20 protein-coding genes are annotated in these 22,109 nt (G+C 64.6%); 9 read left to right on the top strand and 11 right to left on the bottom strand.

Going from position 1 to position 22,109, the window contains the following annotated elements; translation table 11 throughout:
• The first annotated feature begins 219 nt into the window (after positions 1-219).
• Together ABIB24_RS24605 and ABIB24_RS24600 are read left to right on the top strand one after the other, a co-directional pair.
• A complete protein-coding gene (locus ABIB24_RS24605) occupies positions 220-864 on the top strand; it encodes a hypothetical protein (protein WP_137164647.1) in 645 nt (214 codons plus the stop codon).
• Entirely contained in the window at positions 864-1,505 is a 642-nt protein-coding gene (locus ABIB24_RS24600; RefSeq protein ID WP_025340242.1) for a helix-turn-helix transcriptional regulator, read from the top strand. The genes ABIB24_RS24605 and ABIB24_RS24600 overlap by 1 nt, the downstream gene beginning before the upstream one ends.
• Before the next feature lie 148 nt (positions 1,506-1,653).
• Here ABIB24_RS24600 and ABIB24_RS24595 read toward each other — a convergent pair whose 3' ends face one another.
• Complete coding sequence (locus tag ABIB24_RS24595; protein ID WP_025340241.1) at positions 1,654-1,989, bottom strand: ArsR/SmtB family transcription factor; 336 nt, start codon at positions 1,987-1,989, stop codon at positions 1,654-1,656.
• A gap of 50 nt (positions 1,990-2,039) precedes the next feature.
• Here ABIB24_RS24595 and xenA point away from each other — a divergent pair, with 50 nt between their 5' ends.
• Positions 2,040-3,131: a xenobiotic reductase XenA gene (xenA, locus tag ABIB24_RS24590; protein WP_137164646.1), complete on the top strand. Its 1,092-nt coding sequence runs from the start codon at positions 2,040-2,042 to the stop codon at positions 3,129-3,131.
• 118 nt (positions 3,132-3,249) lie between these two features.
• Here the strand turns inward: xenA and ABIB24_RS24585 are convergent, their stop codons facing one another.
• The 5 genes from ABIB24_RS24585 to ABIB24_RS24565 all read right to left on the bottom strand — a co-directional run bounded on the left by ABIB24_RS24585 (position 3,250) and on the right by ABIB24_RS24565 (position 9,951).
• Positions 3,250-4,497, bottom strand: a complete 1,248-nt coding sequence (locus ABIB24_RS24585) for an NAD(P)/FAD-dependent oxidoreductase (RefSeq protein ID WP_354317428.1) — start codon at positions 4,495-4,497, stop codon at positions 3,250-3,252.
• A gap of 2 nt (positions 4,498-4,499) precedes the next feature.
• Positions 4,500-6,077 carry an aldehyde dehydrogenase (NADP(+)) gene (locus ABIB24_RS24580; RefSeq protein WP_354317427.1) on the bottom strand — a complete coding sequence of 526 codons (1,578 nt, stop codon included), beginning with the start codon at positions 6,075-6,077 and terminating at the stop codon, positions 4,500-4,502.
• 189 nt (positions 6,078-6,266) lie between these two features.
• Positions 6,267-7,214 carry a dihydrodipicolinate synthase family protein gene (locus ABIB24_RS24575; protein WP_274079740.1) on the bottom strand — a complete coding sequence of 316 codons (948 nt, stop codon included), beginning with the start codon at positions 7,212-7,214 and terminating at the stop codon, positions 6,267-6,269.
• Positions 7,215-7,259: 45 nt separating this feature from the next.
• Positions 7,260-8,186, bottom strand: coding sequence for a 4-hydroxyproline epimerase (locus ABIB24_RS24570; RefSeq protein ID WP_286918672.1), 927 nt, complete (start codon positions 8,184-8,186; stop codon positions 7,260-7,262).
• A gap of 148 nt (positions 8,187-8,334) precedes the next feature.
• Entirely contained in the window at positions 8,335-9,951 is a 1,617-nt protein-coding gene (locus ABIB24_RS24565; protein ID WP_354317425.1) for an APC family permease, read from the bottom strand.
• 378 nt (positions 9,952-10,329) lie between these two features.
• On the opposite strand from ABIB24_RS24565, the gene ABIB24_RS24560 reads away from it, so the two are divergent.
• A complete protein-coding gene (locus ABIB24_RS24560) occupies positions 10,330-11,112 on the top strand; it encodes an AraC family transcriptional regulator (protein ID WP_238066829.1) in 783 nt (260 codons plus the stop codon).
• On the opposite strand, the gene ABIB24_RS24555 is transcribed toward ABIB24_RS24560, so the two are convergent.
• Positions 11,100-11,987 carry a LysR family transcriptional regulator gene (locus ABIB24_RS24555; protein WP_137164639.1) on the bottom strand — a complete coding sequence of 296 codons (888 nt, stop codon included), beginning with the start codon at positions 11,985-11,987 and terminating at the stop codon, positions 11,100-11,102. The two genes, ABIB24_RS24560 and ABIB24_RS24555, sit on opposite strands and share 13 nt — an antisense overlap.
• Positions 11,988-12,127: 140 nt before the next feature.
• Here ABIB24_RS24555 and moaB point away from each other — a divergent pair, with 140 nt between their 5' ends.
• Positions 12,128-12,667, top strand: coding sequence for a molybdenum cofactor biosynthesis protein B (gene moaB, locus ABIB24_RS24550; protein ID WP_003259533.1), 540 nt, complete (start codon positions 12,128-12,130; stop codon positions 12,665-12,667).
• 130 nt (positions 12,668-12,797) lie between these two features.
• On the opposite strand, the gene ABIB24_RS24545 is transcribed toward moaB, so the two are convergent.
• Positions 12,798-13,697 (bottom strand): bestrophin family protein, encoded by a 900-nt coding sequence (locus tag ABIB24_RS24545; protein WP_137164638.1) that lies wholly within the window; start codon positions 13,695-13,697, stop codon positions 12,798-12,800.
• Positions 13,698-13,717: 20 nt separating this feature from the next.
• A complete protein-coding gene (moaA, locus tag ABIB24_RS24540; RefSeq protein ID WP_075046042.1) occupies positions 13,718-14,722 on the bottom strand; it encodes a GTP 3',8-cyclase MoaA in 1,005 nt (334 codons plus the stop codon).
• 348 nt (positions 14,723-15,070) lie between these two features.
• Between moaA and ABIB24_RS24535 the strand changes: the two genes are divergently transcribed.
• Entirely contained in the window at positions 15,071-17,401 is a 2,331-nt protein-coding gene (locus tag ABIB24_RS24535) for an FdhF/YdeP family oxidoreductase (protein WP_354317421.1), read from the top strand.
• A 116-nt stretch (positions 17,402-17,517) separates the two neighbouring features.
• Here the strand turns inward: ABIB24_RS24535 and ABIB24_RS24530 are convergent, their stop codons facing one another.
• Positions 17,518-17,979 carry an Lrp/AsnC family transcriptional regulator gene (locus tag ABIB24_RS24530; protein WP_039613985.1) on the bottom strand — a complete coding sequence of 154 codons (462 nt, stop codon included), beginning with the start codon at positions 17,977-17,979 and terminating at the stop codon, positions 17,518-17,520.
• Positions 17,980-18,071: 92 nt separating this feature from the next.
• Between ABIB24_RS24530 and ABIB24_RS24525 the strand changes: the two genes are divergently transcribed.
• Positions 18,072-19,253, top strand: a complete 1,182-nt coding sequence (locus ABIB24_RS24525; protein WP_354317419.1) for a trans-sulfuration enzyme family protein — start codon at positions 18,072-18,074, stop codon at positions 19,251-19,253.
• A gap of 123 nt (positions 19,254-19,376) precedes the next feature.
• On the opposite strand, the gene ABIB24_RS24520 is transcribed toward ABIB24_RS24525, so the two are convergent.
• Complete coding sequence (locus ABIB24_RS24520) at positions 19,377-19,613, bottom strand: HP1242/YdcH family protein (RefSeq protein ID WP_075046038.1); 237 nt, start codon at positions 19,611-19,613, stop codon at positions 19,377-19,379.
• Positions 19,614-19,729: 116 nt separating this feature from the next.
• Between ABIB24_RS24520 and ABIB24_RS24515 the strand changes: the two genes are divergently transcribed.
• Both ABIB24_RS24515 and ABIB24_RS24510 read left to right on the top strand, forming a co-directional pair.
• Complete coding sequence (locus ABIB24_RS24515) at positions 19,730-20,095, top strand: 5-carboxymethyl-2-hydroxymuconate Delta-isomerase (RefSeq protein WP_137164634.1); 366 nt, start codon at positions 19,730-19,732, stop codon at positions 20,093-20,095.
• Positions 20,096-20,260: 165 nt separating this feature from the next.
• Positions 20,261-21,898 carry a phosphoethanolamine transferase gene (locus ABIB24_RS24510; protein ID WP_137164633.1) on the top strand — a complete coding sequence of 546 codons (1,638 nt, stop codon included), beginning with the start codon at positions 20,261-20,263 and terminating at the stop codon, positions 21,896-21,898.
• Positions 21,899-22,109 lie beyond the last annotated feature (211 nt).

Below are 22,109 nucleotides of genomic sequence, written 5' to 3'. Positions count from 1 at the left end.
TTGTGCTCCCACTCGTGCTCATGGCACCTGCGGCATTCAGCTTGTCATTCACCGCTCTCACTCCAGATTTTAATCCCTCATCAAGACACAAGCGGGTTTACCCGCGAAGAGGCCAGTTCAGGAAACCACTGATCGGAAACCCAGCTCAGCCTCAATAAAAACATATTTTGATGCTTAAATTAATCTTGTCAGTCGATCCCCCTCCAGGAGGGTGCCGTCATGAACATCAAGATTGCCGCCTTACTGCTGCTCGCCCTGTGCGCCCAGCCGGCATGGAGCCAAAGCTACTCCTACTCAAGCGAAACCCCCGCCGCCAAACCCGCCGAATCTGCTGCAATGACCACGCGCATGGCCCTGCGCGACCTTTGGGTCGAGCACATCTTCTGGGTGCGCAACTATGCTGTCGCCAACCAGGCCGGCAACGCCAACGAGGCTGAAGTCGCTGCCAAGGAAGTGGTTACCGACGCTACCAGGATCGCCAACAGCATTGCCCCGCTGTACGGCCAGCCCGCCGCCGATCAGTTGCTGAAACTGCTGGCCGGCCACTGGGGCGCCATCAAGCACTACAGCGACGCCACCGTGGCCAAGGACAAAAAAGGCCAGCAAGCCGCGGTCAATGAGCTGACCAGCAATGCCAAGGGCATCGCTGCGTTCCTGGCCAAGGCCAACCCGAACCTGCCCGAACCGACCCTGCTGACGCTGCTCAGCGCCCACGGCGGGCACCACGTGGCCCAGATCGACCAGCTGGCGGCCGCTGACTACGTGGGCGAGGCGCGCACCTGGGCGATGATGCGCGAGCATATTCTGACCCTGTCCGACGCCCTGGCTGCGGCGTTGGTCAAACAGTTCCCGGACAAATTCTGATGCTCGAAGGCTTGGGCCGTACCCAACAGGACCTGCTCCATGCGTTGCTGCTCCAGCCGGCCGGCATGAGCATCGACGACCTGGCGCAGGCCCTGGCCATCACCCGCACGGCGGTGCGCCAGCACCTGGCGGCTCTGGAGCGCGACGGCCTGGTCAAGCGTGGCGCTACCCGGCCCACCGGGCGCCGCCCGGAGCAGCTGCACGAGCTGACCGAACAGGCCCGCGAACTGTTCCCGCGGCAGTATCCGTTGCTGGCCAACCTGCTGATTGCGGAAGTGGCCGGCTTGCTGGGGCAGGAGGCGTTGCTGGCGCTGATGCGCCAGCTGGGGCGCAAGCTGGCGGCGGACCTGGAGCATCAAGTGGTGGATGAAGCACGCATCGTCGAGCACATGAACAATGCCGGGTACGAGGCGCAGGTGTTCTTCCGCTCGGGGGGCGAGCCGCAGATCGTTGCGCACAATTGCGTATTCCATCACCTGGCCAAGGCGCACCCGGTGGTGTGCGAGCTGGACCTGGCGCTGATCGGGGCCTTGGGTGGGGCCGAGGTCAGCCATGAGGAGTGCATGCTCAGGGGAGGGCAGGTGTGCCGGTTTGCCCTGGGCAAAAATAACCCTGCTGTCCATTCCAAACCTGCAGGCTGATGCGGTCAGTGTAGGAGCGGCCTCGTGTCGCGAAAGGGCCGCAAAGCGGCCCCGGCAATTTGAGCGGCGAAGCTGAAAATCTGGGGGCGCTACGCGCCCCTTTCGCGACACAAGGCCGCTCCTACAAGGACCGTGTCAGCCTGGCAGATCAAACTTGGCGCAGAATGCAGTCCAGCAACCCGGGAAACCGCTCCCCCAGCATCTCGCTACGCAACGAATTCATATGGGTAGTCCCCACATTGCGGGTATGCACCAACCCCGCATCACGCAGCACGCGAAAATGGTGGGACATGCTCGACTTCGGCCGGCCGCCGTCCAGCTCGCCGCAGCTGGCTTCGGCCACGCCCGCCAGGTGGCGCACGATACCCAGGCGCACCGGGTCGCTCAGGGCATAGAGCAGGCGTTCCAGGGTAAGGTCTTCAGAGTTGGGATGTTGATAGGCTCGCATGGTCGTCATGATAACGGGGCTATCATTAATTGCCATAGTTCGATTATGATCGAACTATCGTAATCAGACAGCCCGGGAGCTTGCTCATGTCCGCCTTGTTCGAACCCTATACCCTCAAGGACGTCACCCTGCGCAACCGCATTGCCATTCCGCCGATGTGCCAGTACATGGCCGAGGACGGCATGATCAACGACTGGCACCACGTGCACCTGGCCGGCCTGGCCCGTGGCGGTGCTGGCCTGTTGGTGGTCGAGGCCACTGCCGTGGCACCGGAAGGGCGCATCACCCCCGGTTGCGCCGGTATCTGGAGCGATGCCCACGCCCAGGCTTTCGTGCCGGTGGTGCAGGCAATTAAGGCCGCCGGTTCCGTGCCGGGTATCCAGATTGCCCACGCCGGGCGCAAGGCCAGCGCCAACCGCCCGTGGGAAGGTGACGACCACATTGCCGCCGACGACGCCCGCGGCTGGGAAACCATCGCCCCGTCCGCCATCGCCTTCGGCGCGCACCTGCCACAAGTGCCGCGCGAGATGACCCTGGACGACATCGCCCGGGTCAAGCAGGACTTCGTCAATGCCGCCCGCCGTGCGCGCGATGCCGGTTTCGAGTGGATCGAGCTGCACTTTGCCCATGGCTACCTGGGCCAGAGCTTCTTCTCCGAACACTCCAACAAGCGTACCGACGCCTACGGTGGCAGCTTCGACAACCGCAGCCGCTTCTTGCTGGAAACCCTGGCAGCGGTGCGTGAGGTATGGCCAGAGAACCTGCCACTGACCGCGCGCTTTGGTGTGTTGGAATACGACGGCCGCGATGAGCAGACCCTGGAAGAGTCGATCGAACTGGCGCGCCGTTTCAAGGCTGGCGGCCTCGACCTGCTGAGCGTGAGTGTCGGCTTCACCATTCCCGACACCAAGATCCCGTGGGGCCCGGCGTTCATGGGGCCGATTGCCGAGCGCGTGCGTCGTGAGGCGAAGCTGCCGGTGACCTCGGCGTGGGGGTTTGGTACGCCGCAACTGGCGGAAGCTGCGCTGCAGGCCAACCAGCTGGACCTGGTATCGGTAGGGCGTGCGCACCTGGCAGACCCGCACTGGGCTTACTTTGCGGCCAAGGAGTTGGGCGTGGAGAAAGCCTCCTGGACCTTGCCGGCGCCGTATGCGCACTGGCTCGAGCGTTATCGCTGAGTGATGCCGGGGGCTGCTGCGCAGCCCTTTCGCGACACAAGGCCGCTCCTACAAGCGTACGCGGTCCCCTGTAGGAGCGGCCTTGTGTCGCGAAAGGGCCGCACAGCGGCCCCCGAATCTAGAACCGATCCAACCGGTAAGCCGCCATATCAGCCCCACTCTCCCTGTCAGCCAACCGCCCCACCCATTCCGCCGTCACCGCCGCCTGGGTCAACCCCAGGTGCTGATGCCCGAACGCCAACAGCACCCGCCCATCACACACCCGGTCGATCACCGGCAATGAATCTGGCAACGAAGGCCGGAAGCCCATCCACGGCGTCGCTCCCTCAACACTCAGGTCCCTCCGGAACAACCCCTTGCTCAAGCGGTGCAACTGCCACGCCCGCTGCATGCTCGGCGGCGCGTCCAGCCCGGCGAATTCCACCGTGCCGGCCAGGCGCAAGCCCTCGGCCATGGGCGTCATGATGAACTTGCGCTCCAGCGATGTGACTGCAAACGGCAAACGCTGATGCTCGCCAGGCAACATCAGGTGGTAGCCGCGCTCGGTGTCCAGCGGCACCTGCTTGCCGGTCAGCGCGCCGGTCAACCGCGCAGAATGCGCGCCACAACTGATCAGCACCTGGCGGGCCTCGAGCGTGCCCTGGTCGCTGGCCAGGCTGACCCCACCGCTGTGCAGCCGCCCGCCATCGACCTGCGCCTGGATAAAGCGCACGCCACTGGCCTTGGCCGCTTCGAACAGTTCGCACACCACCCGGTAAGGGTCGATGAAGTGCCCGGTACGTGGGAAGAACAGCCCACCCTGCAACGACGGGCTCAGTTGCGGCGCCGCCTCGCGCACGGTGTCGGCCGACCAGAAGTCCACCGGCACCGCCTGCTGTTGCATGCGGGCGCGCAAGGCCTCCAGGGCCTGGCGCGACTCCGGCCGCTCGAACACCAGCAACGAGCCATCTTCCTGGAACAGCTCTCTACGCCCGATCGAACCCAGCAGCCGCTGCCAGGCACCCAGGCTGCCTTCGTTCAACGTGCGGATGCCGGCCACGCTGCGCTGAAACGGGCCCGGGCGCAGGTTGAGCAGCAGGCGGGTGAACCACGGCATGGCCTTGGGCAGGTACTTCCAGTCCAGGCGCAGCGGGCCCATCGGGTCCAGCAGCATGCGCGGCAGGCGTTTGAGAATCGACAGGTCGGCAATCGGGAATACCTGCTCGGTGGCCAGGTGCCCGGCGTTGCCGTAGGACGCGCCCTGGCCGGGTGCCTGGCGGTCCACCAGGGTTACCCGGCGGCCCTGGCGGGCCAGTTGCAGGGCACAGGCGACGCCGACAATGCCGGCGCCGACCACGGCGATATCGGTTTCAGCGGTTTCGACCATGCTCAGCCTTCCCGTTTACCGTCGAGCAGGCGCCGCAGTTGCAGCGGGTTGCCGTGTTTCAGCGCCTGCGGCAGCAGGGCATCGGGGAAGTCCTGGTAGCACACCGGGCGCAGGAAGCGCAGGATCGCCGCCGTGCCCACCGAAGTGGTGCGGGCGTCGGAGGTGGCCGGGAACGGCCCGCCGTGGACCATCGCGTCGCATACCTCTACACCGGTCGGCCAGCCATTGACCAGGATGCGGCCAGCCTTGCGCTCAAGGGTCGGCAGCAGCGCGCGGGCGCTGGCGATGTCGGCATCGTCCAGTTGCAGGGTGGCGGTCAGTTGGCCTTCCAAATGCTCGGCCACCTGGCGCACTTGCTCATCGTTGGCGCAGGCCACCACCAGCGACGCCGCGCCGAAGACTTCGGCCTGCAACGCCGGGTCGGCGAGGAACGCTTCGGCCTGGGTCACGAACAGCTGCGCCTGGCACTGGTTGGGGCCTTGCCCGGCCTGGCCACTGGCGGCGGCCTGGGCATTGGCGTTTGCGGCCAGGGCGCCGACACCGGCCTGGTAGGCACTGAAAATGCCTGGGGTAAGCATGGTCTGCGCCGCAGCCTGGCGCACGTGTTCGCTGGCGGCGTCGATGAAACGCTGCAGCGCCGGCCCCTGGCGGGCAATCACCAGGCCGGGGTTGGTGCAGAACTGGCCGGCACCCTGGGTCAGCGAGGCGACGAAGCCTTGTGCCAGTGCCTCGGCGCGGGTCTGCAGGGCGGTGTCGAACAGGAACACCGGGTTGATCGAGCTCATTTCGGCGTACACCGGGATCGGCTCCGGGCGGGCCTGGGCCGCCTGGCACAGCGCAATGCCACCGCTGCGCGAGCCGGTAAAGCCAACGGCCTTGATGCGCGGGTCGCTGACCAGCGCAATGCCCACTTCACGACCGGAGCCGTACAACAGCGAAAACACACCGGCCGGCAAGCCGCACTGCTTCACGGCCTTTGCCACTGCCTGGCCGACCAGCTCGCTGGTGCCCGGGTGGGCGCCGTGGGCCTTGACCACCACCGGGCAACCGGCGGCCAGGGCCGAGGCGGTGTCGCCACCGGCCACCGAGAAGGCCAATGGGAAGTTGCTGGCGCCGAATACCGCCACCGGCCCCAGGGCCACCTGGCGCTGGCGCAGGTCGGCACGCGGCAGGGGCTGGCGCTCAGGCAGGGCGTTGTCGACCCGCACGTCCAGCCATTCGCCGGCCCGCACCACACGGGCGAAGGTGCGCAGCTGGGTGCAGGTGCGGCCACGTTCGCCCTGGATGCGCGCCTTGGGCAGGCCGCTTTCGGCCACGGCGCGATCGATCAGGGCATCGCCCAGCGCTTCGATCTGCGTGGCGATGGTTTCGAGGAATTGTGCCCGTTGCTCGAGCGAGGTTTCGCGGTAGGCATCGAACGCCGCCCAGGCCAGGGCGCAGGCCTGGGCCACGTGTTCGCCGGTGCCGCCGAGGTAGGCCGGTTCCAGCGCCTGGCCGGTGGCCGGGTCGATGGCACGGATGGCGTCGCGGCTGCCGGTTACCGGCGTCTGGCCGATCAGCAGGTTGCCTGTGAGGGTCATGGAGCCTCCTTTGGAAATTACATGCAGTTGCAAGGGTGTACTGCTTACCCTGTGGGAGCGGGCACTTTCTGAGCCTCGCACCAAACCTGTGGGAGCGGGCGAGCCCGCGAACACCGGCAAAGCCGGTGCCAGGCACCGAGTCGCCTGCTTCGCGGGCATGCCCGCTCCCACAGAGAAAGCAGTGGCTGCTTAGGCGATGTTCTGCTCAGCCGACCAGCTGGCGTACCAGTTGCGGAACAGCGCGTACTGCTGCTCGGCATAGTTGCACTGGGCGTCGGTCAGCACGTCGGTCTCGTTGAAGTGCAGGCTGTATTCGCTGTCACCGTTCAGCACCATCAGGTGCTTGTAGTAGAGCACCAGGTCGCAGCCTTCATCGAACGACGACAGCACCGCCAGCGCCGCCTCCAGCTCACGCGCCAGGCGGCGGGCCTTGGCATCACCCTTGGCCGCCTGCTTGCTCAGGCTCACCAGGTGCAGCACCTCACGCGGCAGGGCGTTGCCGATGCCGGTGATGGCGCCGGTGGCGTTGCAGTTGACGAAGCCATGCACCACCTGGGTGTCGACGCCGACCATCAGGGTCACGTCGTCATCCTTGGAGGTGATGTGCTCGGCGGCGTAGCGCAGGTCGGCGCCACCGCCGAACTCCTTGAAGCCGATCAGGTTGGGGAACTCGCTGCGCAGTTCGAAGAACAGGTCGGCGCGGGTGGCGAAGCCGTAGTACGGGCTGTTGTAGATAACCGCCGGCAGCTTCGGCGCGGCTGCAAGGATGGCCGAGAAGTGGTGCTTCTGGGCAATCAGCGAGGCGCCGCGGCTGAGCACGCGGGGGATGACCATCAGGCCGGCGGCGCCAACCTTGGCCGCATGAGCGGCGTGGGATACCGCCTCACGGGTGTTCACCGCGCCGGTACCGACGATGGTCGGGATGCCGGCGGCCACCAGGCGCGCTACACCTTCCTGGCGCTCGGCTTCGGTCAGCAGCGGCCAGTCGCCCATCGAGCCGCAGTACACCACGGCGCTCATGCCGGCCTCGATCAGCTCGCGGCCCTTGCGCACCAGGGCGTCGAAGTCCGGCTTGCGCTCGGCGGTGCAGGGGGTCATCAGGGCGGGCATGGTGCCGGTGAAGATGTTGTTGGTCATTGTTGTCACTCCTCGCGATATTCGATTTTTTGGAAAAAGCCGGGGTCAGATGCCCCAGGCGAACGGGTCCTGTTCGTCGATCAGCAGTGTGCTGTCGGCGGTCATGTAGGCGCGGCCGGTGATGAACGGGCGAATGCGTTCGCCGTCGCGCTCGTAGCGGCCCTGGAACTGGCTGCCGGTGATACTGGCCTGTACCCAGGTCTGGCCTTCGTCGAGCTTGCCGTCGGCGGCCAGGCAGGCCAGCTTGGCGCTGGTGCCCGTGCCGCAGGGCGAGCGGTCGTAGGCCTTGCCGGGGCACATCACGAAGTTGCGGCTGTTGGCGTTGGCGTCGTCGGCGAACAGTTCGACGTGGTCGATGGGGGCACCGTTTTCACCGGTGATGCCCTGGGCTTCGAGGGCCTTGAGCATCGCCCAGGTGTACTCGGTCAGCGCCTCGCGGTTGCCCAGCTCTATGCGCTGGCCGTGTTCGGAGACGAGGAAAAACCAGTTGCCACCCCAGGCGATGTCGCCGCGCACCGGACCATGGCCGGGCACGTCCACCAGCACTTGCTGGCGGTAGCGGTAGGACGGCACGTTGCCAACGGTTATGGCGCCGTCTTCATGCAGGGTGGCGCTGACCTGGCCGACCGGGGTATCGATCTTGTGCACGCCCGGTGCGATCAGGCCCAGGTGCTGCAGCGAGGCGACCAGGCCGATGGTGCCGTGGCCGCACATGTTCAGGTAGCCAGCGTTGTTGAAGAAGATCACCCCGCAAGTGGCGTCGGCCGATACCGGTGGGCAGTACAGCGCACCGACCAGCACATCATTGCCACGTGGTTCCAGCAGGCAGGCGCGGCGCCACTGGTCGTGCAGCTCGCGCAGCTCGTCGCGCTGCTCGGCCATGCTGCGGCCATGCAGTTGCGGGAAGCCTTTCATCACCAGGCGAGTCGGTTCCCCGCCAGTGTGCGAGTCGATGACGTGAATCTGTTTCATGAGCTTGTCCATTCTTTGATCAGCCAAGTCTTGTGCTGTTTGTGCGGGCCTCATCGCCGGCAAGCCAGCTCCCACAGGTATTGCATCGGCCTCTGGGGCAGCGCGGCCCCTGTGGGAGCCGGCTTGCCGGCGATAGGGCCAGTAGCCGTTACGGAGCCAGTGCAGCCGGACGCTGGCCTACCAGAGGTTCATGGCTGGCTTCGCTTTCGTCCTCACCTTCCAGGCGCACCAGGTGGGCAGGCACGCCGGTGGCAGCGCCCCAGTAGTAGATGCCCAGCGCACAAGCGGCCACGACCACGGTGTCGAACGGGTGGCCGAGTACTCCCATGCCGCCGAAGCTGCCCAGCCACGACAGCAGGATGGTCACCGCGTAGAAGCCGATCAGCCACGCCGATGAGCGCACTTGCTGGGCCAGCGACAGGTGCTGGGTCGGCACGAAGCGGCCGCACAGCAGGTACAGCACGAACATCACGATCTGCAGGGCCAGCAGCCACGACACGGTTTTCCAGCCCGACCAGTACACGATCAGCGCGGCGATGATGAACGACAGCGGGCCGAGCACGCCCATGCCCTTGACCCGGAACGGGCGCGGCATGTCGGGGGCGTTGCGGCGCAGGGCGGCGACGGTGACCGGGGCCACGGCGTAGCTCAGTACCAGGGCGGCGGAAACCACGTTGATCAGCGCTTCCCAGGACGGGAACGGCAGGGTCCAGAACACCGACAGGCCAAAGGTCAGCCACAGCGCCGGGCGCGGGATGCCGGACTCGGCGTCGATACGGGTGAAGTACTTGAAGAAGGTGCCGGTCTGCGCCCAGCCATAGACCACGCGCGGGGTGGCGTTCATGTAGATGTTGCCGCAGCCGCTGGGCGAGATCACCGCGTCGGCCACCACCAGATAGGCCAGCCAGCCCACACCCAGGGCCAGGGCGATGTCGCGGTAGGGCAGGGCCAGTTCCTTGGTCACTGCGGCCCAGCCGTTGCTCAGCATTTCGGTCGGCACGCTGCCGAGGAAGGCCAGTTGCAGCAGGGCGTAGATCGCGGTGGACAGCAGTACCGAGAGGATCAGCGCGATGGGGATGGTGCGTTGCGGGTTCTTCACCTCGCTGGCCACCGAAATGATTGGCGTCAGGCCCAGGTAGGCGAAGATGATGCCACCGGCCGATACCGCCATTTCAACGCCGGACAGACCGAACGGGGCAAAGCCCTGGACCTCGAAGTTTTCCGGCTTGAAGAAGGTGAACAGCACGCCGATCACCAGCAGCGGCACGATGAACTTGAACACGCTGACCAGGTTGTTGGCCTTGGCGAAGGTTTTCACGCTGCGGTAGTTGAGGAAGAAGAACAGCCCCAACAGGGCGAACTGCACCAGCCAGCCGAGTACCGTCGGGTCGCTGGAGCCGGCCTTGGTCAGCCCGGGGAACCAGGCGGCGGCGTATTGGCGCGAAGCGACCACTTCGATGGCGATCAGGCTGGAAAAGGCGATCAGGGTGATGAAGCCCATCAAGTAGCCCAGCAGCGGGCCGTGGGAGTACACCGGGTAGCGCACCACGCCCCCGGCACGTGGCAGGGCGGCGCCCAGTTCGCAATAGACGATGCCCAGCAACAGTACGGCGAAGCCGCCAAGGAACCAGGACAGGATGCCGGCCGGGCCGGCGATGGCCGAGACGTGGCTGGCGGCGAACAGCCAGCCGGAGCCGAAGATGGCGCCTAGGCCGATGAAGGTGAGGTCCAGCAATGACAACTGTTTTTTGAATTTGCCTGACATGGGTTCGCCTTTTTGTTGGTTATTGGATAGGCAGGTCTGATGTCACGAGATGCGGCTTTTTGGGCCGCGCTCTTGTAGGACTTGGGGCGGCTTGCGTGGGGCATAGAGTGGACCGATCGGGGCGGCGGTTCTTGATGGTTTTCTGCAGGGGGGATGACGAAATCGGCACAGTTGCAAAAAAGAAATGGCGGGATGGCAAGGTGGTGGATAGGCTGTAAGCCATACCGAGCAAGGGCTGTAGAGGTATGTGGGTATCGTTGGCCTCTTCGCGGGCGCGCCCGCTCCCACAGGTACAGCACAGGATTCGAAATTTGTGGGGGACCTGTGGGAGCGGGCGTGCCCGCGAAAGGGCCGGCACAGCCAACAGAGAACCGACAGATGACCGACACCCCCCTGGCAACCCTGTACCAGTCCCTCGACCAACACCGCCCCGCCAACCTCGAGGCCCTGCTCGCCGGTGTGTCCCTGCTGCTGCCGATCCTCGACGCCATCCCCAACGCCGCGATCTTCATCAAGGACCCGGCCGCCCGCTATGTGCTGGCCAACAACACCTTGGTCCAGCGCTGTGGCCTCAAGCGCCTGCAACCGCTGCTGGGCAAGACCAGCGCCGAAGTGTTCCCGGCACAGCTGGGCCCCGGCTACACCGAGCAGGACCGTCGCGTTCTCAAGGAGGGCCTGGTGCTGGAAGACCAGCTGGAGCTGCACCTGTACGGCAGCCGAGAGCCTGGCTGGTGCCTTACCCACAAGCGCCCGCTGTACAACCAGGCCGGCGAGATCATCGGCCTGGTCGGCATCTCGGTCGACTTGCAGTCAGCCGCCGACAGCCACCCCGCCTACCAGCGCCTGGCGGCGGTGGACGAGCATATTCGTCGGCATTTCCACCAGCCGATCAGCATGGGCGAGCTGACCCGTATCGCCGGCATTTCCGTGGCCCAGCTGGAGCGCTACTGCAAGCGGGTGTTCCACCTCACGCCACGGCAGATGATCCACAAGGCGCGCCTGGAGCACGCCCACCGTTTGCTGCACTCGGAACTGCCGATCACTGAAGTGGCGATGTGCTGCGGCTATACCGACCACAGCGCCTTCAGCCGCCAGTTCAAGCAACTGACCGGCTTCACCCCGCGCCAGTACCGCCAGGCAACCAGCGATCAGTTGGCCTGAAACAGCGCCCGCGCCTCATCGAAGCACTGCTCGGCAATTGCCGAACGCGGCTCGCTGCGGCGCAGCAGAAGGCCGACCGGGCTGTGGATGGCGGCGTCGGCCACCGGCAGGATGCGCAGGTGTTCGCTCAAGTCTTCCAGGCCGCAGTCCAGCGGCATGACCGCGCAGCACATGCCGGTGTTGATGGCCTGGATCAGCTGGAAGCTCGAGTCGCTTTCCAGTACCGCATTCGGCTCCAGGCCACGGCTGCGGAAACTCAGGTCCAGCGACTGGCGGTAGTGCATGCCCTTGCTCAGCAGGCCCAGCGGAATGCCGCCCAGCTCGTCCCAGCGCAGGGTGTCGCTGGTGAACTTGAAGTGCCGGGTATCGTGCAGCAGGCCCATGGTGGTGGTGCCCAGTTCGATCACTTCGAAGAAGCTGGTGTTGACCTGGTCCAGGTAGCAGATGCCCAGGTCGAGCTGGTTGCGGCTGAGCCCGTCGATGACCTGTTCCGAGCTGAGCGAGCTGATCTGGAAGTGCAGCTCGGGGTATTTTTCACGCAGCGGCAGCAGCAGGTGCATGGGGTTGAAGCTGGCCAGCGGCACCGTGCCAAGGCGCAGGCTGCCGACCACCTGGCCGCGGCAGCTGGCGGCCTCGGCCTGCAGGCCGTCGTGGGCGGCGAGCAGCGTACGGGCCCAGGCCAGGATGCGCTCGCCGGCCTCGGTGAAACCTTCGAAGCGCTGGCCGCGCTTGACCAGCACCAGGTCCAGCTCGTCCTCCAGGTTGCGCAGGCGCATGGACAGCGTCGGCTGGGTGATATGGCATAGCGCCGCCGCCTGGCCGAAGTGGCGTGTCTGGTCGAGCGCGATGAGGAATTTGAGCTGCTTGATGTCCATGGAAGTGCCTGGTATCGGGTTATGCAGACCTTAACCCACGTCTGCGATAGATGTCATTGATCAGTCGGTACGCCATATCGATTGGACGCCCCCGGGCCATGCCTCTAGCGTGGCGGCAATGCCACTCGAGGAGCCCCACCGTGCGCGTCCAACCCGACGCGGTCTTCGTACCGCTCAATATCGCCGTGCTGACTGTCAGCGACACCCGTACCTACGACAACGACACCTCCGGTGAGCTGCTGGCCAGCCGCTCGGTGGAGATCGGCCACCGCCTGGTGGCGCGGGCGTTGCTCAAGGACGACCTTTACAAGATCCGCGCCCAGGTCGCCACCTGGATTGCCGACGAGCAGGTGCAGGTGGTGCTGATCACCGGCGGTACCGGTTTTACCGGGCGTGACAGCACGCCGGAAGCGGTCGAGTGCCTGCTGGACAAGCGCATCGATGGCTTTGGCGAACTGTTCCGGGCCCTGTCGATTCTCGATATCGGCACCTCGACCGTGCAGAGCCGGGCGCTGGCCGGGCTGTCCAACCGCACGTTGGTGTGCTGCCTGCCGGGCTCCACCGGGGCCTGCCGTACGGCGTGGGAGGGCATCCTGGCGGAGCAGCTGGATGCGCGGCACCGGCCGTGCAACTTCGTCAAGCACCTGAAACCGATCGAGGCCTGTGCAAGCCGGGGTTGAGTTTTCTCCTGTACCGGCCTCTTCGCGGGTAAACCCGCTCCCACAGGTACCGCGCAGGGTTCGAAACCTGTGGGGGCCCTGTGGGAGCGGGTTTACCCGCGAAAGGGCCGGCACAGGCCACTGCATTCAGTCAGCTCAATACATGGTCCACCGGCAACAACGCCGGCGGTAGCTGTTGTTCCCCCAACCCCGCCAGCACATCGCGCTCCACGGTCCGCACCATGGCGTCGGTCGGCAGGTCGTTCTCATCGCGCCCGAATGGGTCTTCCAGTTCGTTGCCAATCGCGTCCAGCCCGAAGAATGTGTACCCCACGATGGTGGTGAACAGCGGCGCCAGCCAGCCCAGCGGCTCGGCCAGGGCAAACGGCAGCAGCAGGCAGAAGATGTAGATGGTGCGGTGCAGCAACAGCGTGTAGGGGAACGGCAACGGTGTGCCCTTGATCCGCTCGCAGGTGGCCTGCACTTCGGTCAGGCCCACCAGCCGCTGCTCCAGCAGGCTGTAGCGCCAGTCACTGATCTGCTGCTGTGTTGCCAGCCGCGAGCAGTGCCCGCCGATTTCGCGCAGGATGGCGTCGCACACGTTGTGCGGGCTGATCGCTTCGGGCCGGGCCAGCCAGGGCCGGGCGGCGGCCAGTTCGTCCTCGCTGCGCAGCCGTGCATTCAGCGCATGGGCAAAGCCGCACAGGCTGCGCAACAGTTCGGCACGCAGGGTTTTGTCGGTAATCACCAGGCTTTCGCGCACGAACGAACGGGTTTCGATGATCAGCTTGCCCCAGGCCTTGCGCCCCTCCCACCAGCGGTCATAGCAGGCGTTGTTGCGAAAACTCATGAAAATCGACAGCGACAGGCCCAGCAAGGTGAACGGGGTGGCGCTGACCGGGTAGAAAAACGCCGGGAAATGCCGCTCGACCAACACGATCAGTGCGGCCAGCAGGGTGACCGTCAGGCAGCGCAGGGCAATGCGTTTGACGATCGAACCCTTGAGGGTGAACAGCACACGCAGCACATCGGGGGTGGGGTGGACGATCATGGAAATCCAGAGACGGCTGCCTAGCCGCCGGTCATGTTCATGAAGCGCAGAATCTGCACGTCGCCACCGACTTCGAAATGATGGCGGTAGGGCTTGAGGTGCAGCGAGTCACGAATGGCCTTTTCCAGGCGTTCGGGGTTGCCGGGGTGGGCGCGCAGCACCTGCTTCAGGTCTACCGAGTGTTCATTGCCCAGGCACAGCAGCAGGCGGCCTTCGACGGTGAGGCGTACGCGGTTGCAGGTGGCGCAGAAGTTGTGGCTGTGTGGCGAAATGAAGCCGACCCGAGTGTTGGCGGCTTCGGCCAGGCGCCAGTAGCGGGCCGGGCCCTGGGACGACTCGGTCGATTCGACCAGGGTGAACTGCTCGGCCAGCAGCGCACGTACTTCATCGCTGGAGCAGAACGACTCGCCGCGCTCATGTTCGCTGATCACGCCCAAGGGCATTTCTTCGATGAAGGTGATGTCCAGCTCGCGGTCGATGGCAAAGCGCACCAGGTCGACCAGTTCATGATCGTTGCGGCCCTTGAGGACCACGCAGTTGAGCTTGGTGCGCTTGAAGCCGGCCTGGCGGGCGGCGTCGATGCCGGCGATCACCTGGTGCAGGTCGCCGGTGCGGGTCAGTTGCTTGAAGCGCTCGGCGTCCAGGCTGTCGAGGCTGATGTTCAGGCGCGTGACCCCGGCGTCGAACAGCGGCTGGGCCAGGCGCCCGAGTTGCGAGCCGTTGCTGGTCAGGCACAATTCGCGCAGGCCGGGCAGGGCGGCGATGCGCCCGCACAGGTCGACGATGCCCTGGCGCACCAGCGGCTCGCCGCCGGTCAGGCGGATCTTGCGGGTGCCGAGGGCGACGAAGCGCTCGGCCACCTGAAACAGTTCCTCGAGGCTGAGGATTTGCTGGCGCGGCAGGAACTGCATGTCTTCGGCCATGCAGTACACGCAACGGAAGTCGCAGCGGTCGGTGACCGACATCCGCAGGTAGTCGATTTTCCGGTTGAAGCCGTCGATCAGGGCCCGGCTGTTCTGTTCCACGTTCGCGCTCGAATGGGTAGGGACTCGATTCAAGCTATAACTTGGGCGCAGGGCCGTCAAATTGCTTTGTCCGACCGATTGATCGATGGCCTCTATCATGGCTGCAGGCCACGTATTTCAAAGTGTTGACCGCGTCGCACCGTTCGCGGGCATGCCCGCTCCCACAGGGTTACCGCTGCTCTCGGGAACTGCACTGTACCTGTGGGAGCGGGCGCGCCCGCGAAGGCCGTGACGCGGTTCCAGCCCGTGATCGAAACCACCTATCACCCCGTAAGATCTTTCGATTGGACGGCTCTACCCCACGCTCCATAGGCTGAAAAAAAGCATCGAAGCGTGAGGATTCATCGCATGAGCCAGGACCAACACATCAGGGACTACAAGGGCGCCGCCGCCGGCTGGGGGGCGCTCAAGAGCGTGACCAAGAGCTGGCTGGGCAGCGACAATGCCTTCAAGAACCTGCGGGCCATGCTCAAGACCAACCAGAACGGCGGCTTCGACTGCCCCGGTTGCGCCTGGGGCGAGTCGCCGGAAAACGACATGGTCAAGTTCTGCGAGAACGGCGCCAAGGCAGTCAACTGGGAAGCCACCGGCCGCTCGGTGGACCCGGCGTTCTTCGCCAGGTACAGCGTCAGTGCGCTGGCCGAGCAGACCGACTACTGGCTGGAGTACCAGGGCCGCCTGACCCACCCGATGCGCTACGACGCGGCCACCGACCACTATGTGGAAACCAGCTGGGAAGAAGCCTTTGCGCTGGTTGCCCAACACTTGCGCGCACTCGAATCGCCCGACCAGGCCGAGTTCTACACCTCGGGCCGGGCCAGCAACGAGGCGGCGTTCCTCTATCAGCTGTTCGTCCGCGCCTACGGCACCAACAACTTCCCCGACTGCTCGAACATGTGCCATGAAGCCAGCGGCGTGGGCATGTCGGAAACCCTCGGCGTGGGCAAGGGCACCGTGGTGTTCCACGACCTGGAGCTGGCCGACGCCATCTTCGTCATCGGCCAGAACCCCGGCACCAACCACCCGCGCATGCTCGAGCCGCTGCGTGAAGCGGTGAAGCGTGGTGCCCAGGTAGTCTGCTTCAACCCGCTCAAGGAGCGCGGCCTGGAGCGCTTCCAGCACCCGCAGCACCCGTTCGAGATGCTCAGCAATGGCTCCGAACCAACCAACACGGCCTACTTCCGCCCGGCCCTGGGCGGCGACATGGCAGTGATGCGCGGCATTGCCAAGTACCTGCTGCAGTGGGAACGCGAAGCCCAGGCCAATGGTGAACCGGCGGTGTTCGACCATGCCTTCATCGCCGAGCACACCAGTGGCATCGACGCATACCTGGAAACCGTGGATGCCACGCCCTGGGCGCACATCGTCGAGCAATCGGGCCTGACCCAGGCCGAGATCGAACTGGCCGCGCGCATGTACCGCAAGGCCGAACGGGTAATCATGTGCTGGGCCATGGGCGTCACCCAGCACCGCCACTCGGTGCCGACCGTTCAGGAAATCGTCAACCTGCAGCTGCTGCGCGGCAACGTCGGCAAGCCCGGTGCTGGCCTGTCACCGGTTCGTGGCCACAGCAACGTGCAGGGCGACCGCACCATGGGCATCGACGAGAAGCCGGGGGCGGCGCTGCTCGATGCCATTGAAAAACGCTTCCAGTTCCGCGTGCCGCGTGCCCACGGGCACAACGCCGTGCTGGCGATCAAGGCCATGGAAGAGGGGCGGGCCAAGGTGTTCATCGGCCTGGGTGGCAACTTTGCCCAGGCCACGCCGGATACGCCGCGCACCCATGCGGCCATGCGCAATTGCGCGCTGACCGTGCAGATTTCCACCAAGCTCAACCGCTCGCACCTGGTCACCGGCCGCGATGCGTTGATCCTGCCGTGCCTGGGCCGTACCGAAATCGACATGCAGGCCAGCGGGCCGCAAGGCGTGACCGTGGAGGACACCTTCAGCATGGTGCACATCTCCCACGGCCAGCTGCGCCCGCGCTCGCCGCACCTGCGCTCGGAGCCTTGGATCATCGCCGGCATGGCCCAGGCGACCCTGGGCAAGCAGCCGATCGACTGGGAGTACGCAGTTGCCGACTATGGCCGTATCCGCAGCATGATTGCCGATGTGATCCCCGGCTTTACCGATTTCAACGAGCGTCTGCAGCACCCGGGCGGCTTCCACCTGGGCAACAATGCCGCCGACCGTACCTGGCGCACGGCCACAGGCAAGGCGCGCTTCAGCCCGCACCAGCTGCCGGAGCAACTGGTGAATGCCAAGGTGCTGGCGCGCGGTGACAAGCCCGACCTGATCCTGCAGACCCTGCGCTCGCACGACCAGTACAACACCACCCTGTATGGCCTGGACGACCGTTATCGCGGGGTGTTCGGCCTGCGTGAAGTGGTGTTCGTCAACGAGGTGGACATCCGCCGGATGGGCTTCGAGCCGGGCGAGCATGTGGACCTGGTGTCGCTGTGGGAGGATGGCGTGGAGCGGCGGGTGTCGGGCTTCCGCCTGGTGGCGTATGACGTACCCGAGGGGCAGGCGGCGGCCTATTACCCGGAGACCAACCCGCTGGTGCCGCTGGAAAGCTATGGCGAGGGGACCTATACCCCGACCTCGAAGTTCGTGGCGATCAAGGTCGAGAAAGCCAAGGCCGGGAACCGGATTGCGGCGGTGCTTGCTTCGGAATGATGGGTTGCCTGTACCGGCCTCTTCGCGGGTAAACCCGCTCCCACAGGGACCTCACAGGCCTGAGGGCACGGTGATCCTTGTGGGAGCGGGCAAGCCCGCGAAGAATCCAGCACCGATCAGGAACGATGCACCGGGTAAGCCGTGGTGTACTTCATCTGCTCCATGGCAAAACTGGAAGTGATGTTCGACAGCCCGTCAGTACTGGTGATCAGCTTTTTGTAAAACCGGTCATACGCCGCAATATCCCCCACCACCACCCGCAGCATGTAATCCCAGTCCCCCGACATGCGGTAGAACTCCATCACTTCCTCGAACCCGGTCACGGTCGCGGCAAACTGCTCCAGCCAGGCGCTGTCGTGGCGCTGGGTCTTGAGCTGGACGAACACCGTCAGCCCCAACCCCAGCCGTTCTGGGTCGAGCAGGGCGACACGGCCGACAATGTAGCCGTCTTCCTCCAGGCGCTTGACCCGCTTCCAGCACGGCGTGGTAGACAGGTTTACGGCCTCGGCCAGGTCCTTGAGCGAGATCGAGGCGTCGCGCTGAAGCAGGGTGAGAATGTGCTGGTCGAAGCTGTCCATATCGCGCGTGGGCCGTGGAGAAAAATATTTCACAGATTACCCCAAGGCTAGAAGATTTGGGTTGTGCGATAGTTGCAGCTTTCACTCTGCCAATGGGCCTGACCATGTCCGACAAGCCGCGCAATTTCGCCACCCGTACCATTCACGCCGGTGAGCAGTTCAGCGTCGCCGATAACGCTATTTTCCCGGCGATCGTCACCGCCAGTTCGTTCACCAAGCGCAGCCTGGACGACAAGCCGGAATACTCCTACAGCCGCGTCGGCAACCCCACCCGGCATGCCTATGAAACCTGTGTCGCCGCCCTGGAAGAGGGCGTTGGCGCGGTCGCCTGCGCCTCGGGCGTGAACGCCACCGCCACCGTGCTGGAGCTGCTGCCCAAGGATGCCCACGTGATGGTGATGAACGGCGTGTACGGCGGCACCTTCCGCATCATGGAAGACTACCGCAGCCGCACTTCGGGCCTGACCACCACCTACGTCGACCTGAACGACCTCGAGGCGGTGGCCGCCGCCATCAAGCCGGAAACCCAGCTGATCTGGATCGAATCGCCGACCAACCCGTTGCTGCACCTGGTCGACATCAAGGCGGTGTGCGACCTGGCCAAGGCGCGGGGCATCCTCACCTGTATCGACAATACCTTCTGCTCGCCGTGGAACCAGCGCCCGATCACCCTGGGCGTGGACCTGGTGATGCACTCGGCCAGCAAGTATATCGGCGGCCATTCCGACCTCACCGGTGGCGTGGTGGTAGCTGCCAATGATGCGCTGTTGGCGCGCCTGCGCCGCATCAGCATGGCGATTGGCGCAGTGCAGGGGCCGTTCGACTGCTACCTGGCCCTGCGCGGTCTGAAGACCCTGGATGTGCGCATGGAGCGCCAGTGTGCCAATGCCCTGCAGGTGGCGCGCTTCCTCGAAAGCCACGCGCAGATCGAGCAGGTGTATTACCCGGGGCTGGAGAGCCACCCGCAGCATGAGCTGTGCAAACGGCAGATGCGCAGTGGCGGGGCGGTGGTGGCGATGAAGGTCAAGGGCGACCGCGCCGCGCTCAACCGCCTGGTGGAGGCGCTGCAGATCTTCGTGCTGGCCGACTCGCTGGGCGGGGTGGAAAGCATGATCAACCACTCCTGGAGCATGTCGCACTGCTCGCTGAGCCCGGAGCAGAAGGGCGTGATGGGTATCAGCGAAAACCTGCTGCGGTTGTCGGTGGGGATCGAGGATTATCGCGACCTGGTCGAGGACCTGGATGGGGCGCTGAAGGCTGCGGCTGCTATGTGAGGGCTGCTGGCCTCTTCGCGGGTAAACCCGCTCCCACAGGGGCTCCGTTGCCTTCAGGTCTGGCGCTGTACCTGTGGGAGCGGGCTCACCCGCGAAGAGGCCGGTGGATTCAATGAATTCCTGTCAGGATTTGGGCGGATGAATGATCCGTTCGATCTTGTCCTTGATCAGCAACCGTTCCTTGCGCAGGCGGTTGACGGCTTCGTCGTTGGTGCCGTTGCCTTCGGCGGCGACCACCTCTTTGTCTTTGGCGTTGTATTCCTTGTGCAGTGAGTGCAGCGTCTGGTCCTTGTCCATGAGCGCCTGGAATGCATCAGCGGTAACGTGCAGGTCAGCGAGCAGATCATGCGGAACTGGCATTTCTTCACCTCTGTCGGGGGTTGGCGGATGGTTCTGACCTTTGAGGATAGTCGTCTTTGCGCAGGTAGGGGACTGGGGTAGGCTGTCGCATCTCCCCGTGCCCCGGAACCTGCGCCATGCCTCACCTGAACCTGGAATACAGCGAAAACCTGAGCGAGCTGAACGTCGACGTCCTGCTGCTGCGCCTGAACCATGCCCTTGTCGGCAGTGGCCAGTTCGCCGACGAGGCCGACATCAAGAGCCGCGCCCAGGCCTTCGGCCAGTTTCGCGTGGGTACCGCGCCCGGCGAGCGTGCCTTTGCCCATGTGCGCCTGGCCATCCTCAGCGGGCGCTCGCCCGAGGTGAAGACGCAACTGTCCGCCAGCCTGCTGGATGTGCTGCGTGAGGCCATCCCCGAGCAACCGGGGCTGGACATCCAGCTGTGCGTGGAAGTGCTGGACATCGACCGCGAGCCGTATGCCAAGGCACGCCTGCCAGGCTGAACAAGCGCTGAATGAACTTCTTTTAATGTAGAAAAGGCGCCTGCTCACGAATTTGTTGGCGTCTTTTTCACAAAATATTGATGGCACGCTTTCTAGAGTTCAGCCAAGTTTCCCCGGTGCCGCGCAGGCCCTCGGGCTGATAATCACTCTTGATTGCGAACACTGATGCTCAACTTCAAATCCCTGCGGACTGAATGGGTCACGCTGCTGGCCAGCCTTTACCTGCTGATCGGCTTCAATGTCTTCCTCTGGCAGCATCTTGAACAGGTCGTGCCGCCCGGTTTGCCGGGGCTTTGGCTGAGCCTGGCGTTTGCCGTGCTGATGCTGTTCGCGTTCAACCTGATCCTTACGTTGTTCGCCTTCCGTTATGTATTGAAGCCAATACTTATCGTGTTGTTCATGAGTGGCGCGGGCGTGGCTTACTTCATGAACCAGTACGGCGTACTTATTGACGCGGGCATGTTCCGTAATATCGCGGAAACCAACGTGGCGGAAGTGCGTGACCTGCTTTCGTTGAAGTTTGCCTTGTATATCCTGGGCCTCGGTGTAGTGCCTTCGGTGCTGTTGTGGAAGGCGCCGATCGCCTATCGCGCCTGGCACCGTGAACTGCTCGGCAAGCTGGTGGTTGGCGGTGCCTGCGTGGTGGCCCTGGGCTCGGTGGCACTGGTCAACTACCAGGGCCTGTCGTCGCTGTTTCGCAACCACCACGAACTGCGCCTGATGCTCACCCCCAGCAATATCGTGGGTGCCTCCATCGGTTATGTCAGCGAGCGCGTCGGTACCGCATCACGGCCCTTCCAGCATTATGGCGAAGATGCCAAGCGTGATGCTGCCTGGCAAAAGCACGAACGCAAGTCGCTGACCGTGCTGGTGGTGGGCGAAAGTGCGCGGGCAGACCACTTCGGCGTGCTTGGCTACAACCGCGATACCACACCGAACCTTGCCAGGGAACAGGGCCTGCTGGCGTTCTCCGATGTGCACTCCTGCGGCACGGAAACCGCCGTTTCGGTGCCGTGCATGTTCTCTGGCATGAAGCGCAAGGACTACGATGCCCGCGTGGCGAAGAACCGCGAAGGGTTGCTGGACATCCTCCAGCGTACCGGCCTGGCGGTGCAGTGGCGTGACAACCAGTCGGGCTGCAAGGGCACCTGCGACCGCGTGCAGTTCATCGATGTCAGCAAGCTCCAGGACCCGCAGTTGTGCGCTGATGGTGAATGCCATGACCAGATCCTGCTGCAGGGCCTGGGTGAGCTGATCGACAACCTCGACAAGGACACCGTGCTGGTGCTGCACCAGATGGGCAGCCACGGGCCTGAATACTTCAAGCGCTACCCCGGCGCCGACCAGCGCTTTGCCCCGGTGTGCCAGAGCAACGCGCTGGACCAGTGCAGCGAACAGGAAATCGTCAACGGCTACGACAACACCCTGGCCTATACCGACAAGGTGCTGGCCTCGCTGATCGACACCCTGCGCAGCAAGCAGGACAAGGTCGACACGGCGATGATCTACCTGTCCGACCATGGCGAGTCGCTGGGTGAGTACAACCTGTTCCTGCACGGCACGCCTTACGCCATCGCCCCCGAGCAGCAGAAGCACGTGCCGCTGCTGACCTGGTTCTCCGACAGCTACAAGGAGGACTTCGGCGTCGACACCGACTGCCTGGCCAAGCTCAGCGATGCACCGCTGTCGCAGGACAACCTGTTCCACTCGATGCTCGGCCTGTTGCAGGTACACACCGAGGTCTACCAACAGTCGCTGGACATGTTCGCCAGCTGCCGGCCATGGCTGGCGGCCAAGCGCTGAGTCTGACTGCACGCGGGCACTGTAGGAGCAGCCTTGTGCTGCGAAGGGGCCGGTACAGCCAATACAGCACCATGATCAGTGCTCCGGCCCTTTCGCAGCACAAGGCTGCTCCTACAAAAAAAACGCGCCGGTGCAGCACCGTTTATCTATTCCAGGGATGGCGCAGGTTTCACCAGCAGTGCCCGCGCCGTATATACTGCGCGCCAATGTT

The organism is Pseudomonas sp. UYEF17, assembly GCF_040546125.1.
GTDB classification, from domain to species: Bacteria; Pseudomonadota; Gammaproteobacteria; order Pseudomonadales; family Pseudomonadaceae; genus Aquipseudomonas; species Aquipseudomonas putida_Z.
The sequence above is the reverse complement of the archived record's forward strand: the minus strand, read 5'-3'. Positions and strand labels throughout refer to the sequence as shown.

What these genes read in the sequence shown, in the direction of transcription:
- ABIB24_RS24605 (WP_137164647.1), top strand. Translation starts at nt 220, where the DNA reads ATGAACATCAAGATTGCCGCCTTACTGCTGCTCGCCCTGTGCGCCCAG.
- ABIB24_RS24600 (WP_025340242.1), top strand. Translation starts at nt 864, where the DNA reads ATGCTCGAAGGCTTGGGCCGTACCCAACAGGACCTGCTCCATGCGTTG.
- ABIB24_RS24595 (WP_025340241.1), bottom strand. Translation starts at nt 1,989, where the DNA reads ATGGCAATTAATGATAGCCCCGTTATCATGACGACCATGCGAGCCTAT.
- xenA (WP_137164646.1), top strand. Translation starts at nt 2,040, where the DNA reads ATGTCCGCCTTGTTCGAACCCTATACCCTCAAGGACGTCACCCTGCGC.
- ABIB24_RS24585 (WP_354317428.1), bottom strand. Translation starts at nt 4,497, where the DNA reads ATGGTCGAAACCGCTGAAACCGATATCGCCGTGGTCGGCGCCGGCATT.
- ABIB24_RS24580 (WP_354317427.1), bottom strand. Translation starts at nt 6,077, where the DNA reads ATGACCCTCACAGGCAACCTGCTGATCGGCCAGACGCCGGTAACCGGC.
- ABIB24_RS24575 (WP_274079740.1), bottom strand. Translation starts at nt 7,214, where the DNA reads ATGACCAACAACATCTTCACCGGCACCATGCCCGCCCTGATGACCCCC.
- ABIB24_RS24570 (WP_286918672.1), bottom strand. Translation starts at nt 8,186, where the DNA reads ATGAAACAGATTCACGTCATCGACTCGCACACTGGCGGGGAACCGACT.
- ABIB24_RS24565 (WP_354317425.1), bottom strand. Translation starts at nt 9,951, where the DNA reads ATGTCAGGCAAATTCAAAAAACAGTTGTCATTGCTGGACCTCACCTTC.
- ABIB24_RS24560 (WP_238066829.1), top strand. Translation starts at nt 10,330, where the DNA reads ATGACCGACACCCCCCTGGCAACCCTGTACCAGTCCCTCGACCAACAC.
- ABIB24_RS24555 (WP_137164639.1), bottom strand. Translation starts at nt 11,987, where the DNA reads ATGGACATCAAGCAGCTCAAATTCCTCATCGCGCTCGACCAGACACGC.
- ABIB24_RS24545 (WP_137164638.1), bottom strand. Translation starts at nt 13,697, where the DNA reads ATGATCGTCCACCCCACCCCCGATGTGCTGCGTGTGCTGTTCACCCTC.
- ABIB24_RS24535 (WP_354317421.1), top strand. Translation starts at nt 15,071, where the DNA reads ATGAGCCAGGACCAACACATCAGGGACTACAAGGGCGCCGCCGCCGGC.
- ABIB24_RS24530 (WP_039613985.1), bottom strand. Translation starts at nt 17,979, where the DNA reads ATGGACAGCTTCGACCAGCACATTCTCACCCTGCTTCAGCGCGACGCC.
- ABIB24_RS24525 (WP_354317419.1), top strand. Translation starts at nt 18,072, where the DNA reads ATGGGCCTGACCATGTCCGACAAGCCGCGCAATTTCGCCACCCGTACC.
- ABIB24_RS24520 (WP_075046038.1), bottom strand. Translation starts at nt 19,613, where the DNA reads ATGCCAGTTCCGCATGATCTGCTCGCTGACCTGCACGTTACCGCTGAT.
- ABIB24_RS24515 (WP_137164634.1), top strand. Translation starts at nt 19,730, where the DNA reads ATGCCTCACCTGAACCTGGAATACAGCGAAAACCTGAGCGAGCTGAAC.
- ABIB24_RS24510 (WP_137164633.1), top strand. Translation starts at nt 20,261, where the DNA reads ATGCTCAACTTCAAATCCCTGCGGACTGAATGGGTCACGCTGCTGGCC.